The sequence below is a fragment of the Mesorhizobium sp. M7A.F.Ca.CA.003.01.2.1 genome (assembly GCF_003998945.1).
GTDB classification, from domain to species: Bacteria; Pseudomonadota; Alphaproteobacteria; order Rhizobiales; family Rhizobiaceae; genus Mesorhizobium; species Mesorhizobium ciceri.
Genome location: NZ_RZRA01000845.1, coordinates 1 through 2,458, shown reverse-complemented (window position 1 = coordinate 2,458; position 2,458 = coordinate 1). Strand labels below are relative to the sequence as shown.

4 protein-coding genes and 1 pseudogene are annotated in these 2,458 nt (G+C 59.3%); 2 read left to right on the top strand and 3 right to left on the bottom strand.

Features of this window, described 5'->3' with window-relative positions:
• Positions 1-96, top strand: a pseudogene (locus tag EN969_RS36300) (ester cyclase); the annotation flags it as partial.
• 60 nt (positions 97-156) lie between these two features.
• On the opposite strand, the gene EN969_RS26540 reads toward EN969_RS36300, so the two are convergent.
• Positions 157-687, bottom strand: a complete 531-nt coding sequence (locus tag EN969_RS26540) for a hypothetical protein (RefSeq protein WP_181172688.1) — start codon at positions 685-687, stop codon at positions 157-159.
• A 121-nt stretch (positions 688-808) separates the two neighbouring features.
• Positions 809-1,135, bottom strand: coding sequence for a DUF1330 domain-containing protein (locus EN969_RS26535; RefSeq protein WP_013530739.1), 327 nt, complete (start codon positions 1,133-1,135; stop codon positions 809-811).
• 176 nt (positions 1,136-1,311) lie between these two features.
• Between EN969_RS26535 and EN969_RS26530 the strand changes: the two genes are divergently transcribed.
• Complete coding sequence (locus EN969_RS26530) at positions 1,312-2,004, top strand: helix-turn-helix domain-containing protein (RefSeq protein WP_024501641.1); 693 nt, start codon at positions 1,312-1,314, stop codon at positions 2,002-2,004.
• A gap of 15 nt (positions 2,005-2,019) precedes the next feature.
• Here EN969_RS26530 and EN969_RS26525 read toward each other — a convergent pair whose 3' ends face one another.
• Positions 2,020-2,418: a type II toxin-antitoxin system HigA family antitoxin gene (locus EN969_RS26525; protein WP_024501642.1), complete on the bottom strand. Its 399-nt coding sequence runs from the start codon at positions 2,416-2,418 to the stop codon at positions 2,020-2,022.
• Between the last annotated feature and the right edge of the window lie 40 nt (positions 2,419-2,458).

The following is a 2,458-nucleotide window of genomic DNA, read 5'->3' as shown; positions in this document are numbered from 1 at the left end:
GTGCTGAAGGTGGTTGACGGCAGGATCGTCGAGGAAATCGGCCTCGATGACGGCGTCACCGCCCTCACCCAGCTCGGTCTGATCAAGACCGCCTGAGGCGATCAGGCAAAACGATCGTTCGGGCCAGGCGGCGTCAATGCCGCCTGGCCTCATTGCTTATTGGCTCGGCGCCATTGCGTGCTCGCATGACACTTTCGGATTCATGTCGGCGAACGTGCCTGTCGGGTTCCCTTTCCAGGCCCAGACATGCAGCTCGTAGAATTCACCCAGGCCATAGCGGTTGGGGGCGCTGTTGAAATTGAACAGCTGGCCGTCCAACGATGCCGGTCCTTTCGAAGTGATGTACTCGACCGCCACCAGCTTCAGCGTGCCATCGGCCATCGGCTCGTACATCACAGCTTCGGGACGGGCGATGTCGATCTTGTCGTCCTTCAGATACTGGCCGTTGACATAGTGGATGCCCATGGCGCCGCCGGTGATGCCGCTGGCACAAGGAATAGGCGCATAGCCCTCTGATACCGCTGCCTTGACGTCGACAAACCGGCTGTTGACAGCCCGCACCTTGTCGGCCAGCGGGCCGGAGGCAGCTTCAGCCGGCTCCTGATGCGCCTGCGCGAGGGTGGTGCAGATTGCCAGCATGGTCCCCGCCATAAGAAGTCCGCTGCGAAAGTTTGATATCATCTTCATTCCATTCTTCTTGAAAAAGCACAGCTGGCCGGCCGCCGAAAATACGGAGGCCCGGCAGGCAAGCGCTGTGGCTGTTGTTGCTTGGAGATCCCGAAATTGATGTAACGGCTACCGAAAAGGATCATCCCTTCGGCAGATACGGGATCGTTCCGGCCAGATCGGTGTTGTCGATCATCTGGAAACGGCTGTCGCTGCCGTCCTGACGGGCCGAGACGAAGGGCGCGTAGGCAGGATCGGTGGTGAAGGCGCGCGCCGCCGCTTCCGACGGGAACGCCATCAGCGCGATCAGCGTGGTATCGAGCGGCTTGCCTTCAAGCGTTTTCACATTGCCGCTGCGCGACAGATATCTGCCGCCATGCTTGTGGACGAGATCGTGCACCGAGGCGGCGTAAGCCGGCACCCACTGCGGGTCGTTTATCTTGATGTCTGCGATAACGTAGGCGGTCATGGTGGTCTCCTGGTTGCGGTGCACAGGCGTATCCCGTGCAACCGGCCAAAAGGCTCGCATGGCAGGACCCTCGCCAACCAGTCCGCGATCTGTACCGGGGCAGTACAGTTTCCGTACTGGCCGCTTCATTCATGAAGGCCTAATATTCGGTCAGGTTTGAGGGAGAGGCACCAATCATGAGCCAGCACGGATACAAACAATTCTGTCCGCTATCGATGGCCGCTGAGGTGCTGTGCACCCGCTGGACCATGGTGCTGATGCGTGAACTGGTGGCCGGCTCGACCCGCTTCAATGATCTTCGCCGCGGCGTCCCCAAAATGTCGCCGACCCTTCTGTCGCAACGGCTGAAGGAACTTGAGATCGCCGGGATCGTCGAGCGCAAGGAAGTGCCGGGCGAAAAAGGCATCTTCGAATATCGGCTGACGGAAGCCGGCCGGGATTTGCGTCCTGTCGTCGAGGCAATGGGCTTCTGGGGGCAGAAATGGGTCGAATCCCGGCTGTCGCTGAAGAACCTCGATCCGTCGTTGCTGATGTGGGACATGCGGCGCAATCTAAACCCCTCGCCGCTGCCTGAAGGGCGCACGGTGATACAATTCCTGTATCAGGATCTCCCGGCGTCCAAACGGTCGTGGTGGCTGATCGTCGAGAAGCACGGTGAGGTCGATCTGTGCTGGTACGATCCGGGCTTCGATGTCGATCTCTACGTCTCGACCGACCTGCACACGATGACGGCGATCTGGATGGGAGTGCTGACCGTCGAGAAGGCCGGCGCCAGGGTTGCCCTGACCGGCGACCAGGCCATCGGCAGGAAGATGCAGACCTGGCTCGGCCTCAGCCCGTTCGCGGTGGAGCCCAAACGCGCGGCTTAGGAGAATCGGTGCATGTTAGGCGCGCCTGCGGCCCCTGTCATTTGCAAGGTGATAGGGTTGCACGAGGACTTCGGCGGGAATTTTCCATTCCTTGTTCAGTTTGAAGACCATATCCAGGGTGAGTGCGCGCTTTTTGTTCAACACCTCGGTCGCCCGGGGTGATGATCCGATCACCTCGGCCAGCGCCTTCCGCGACAGGTTGAACAGTTCCATGTGCGAATGAATGGCTTCAACGGGATCCGGTGCTTCAATCGGGTAGTGCTTATCCTCATAAGCCTCGATCAGGGTTGCGAGAACGTCGAACCGGTCACCATCGAGAGAGCCGACCTCCGGCTCATTTTCGAAATATTTAGTGATTTCGGCGATCGCCCAATCGTAATCGGCTTCGGTCTTAATGGGTCGAATGTTTTCCATCACACCTTCTCCGGATCAATCTTGTCATACTCTTTGTGCG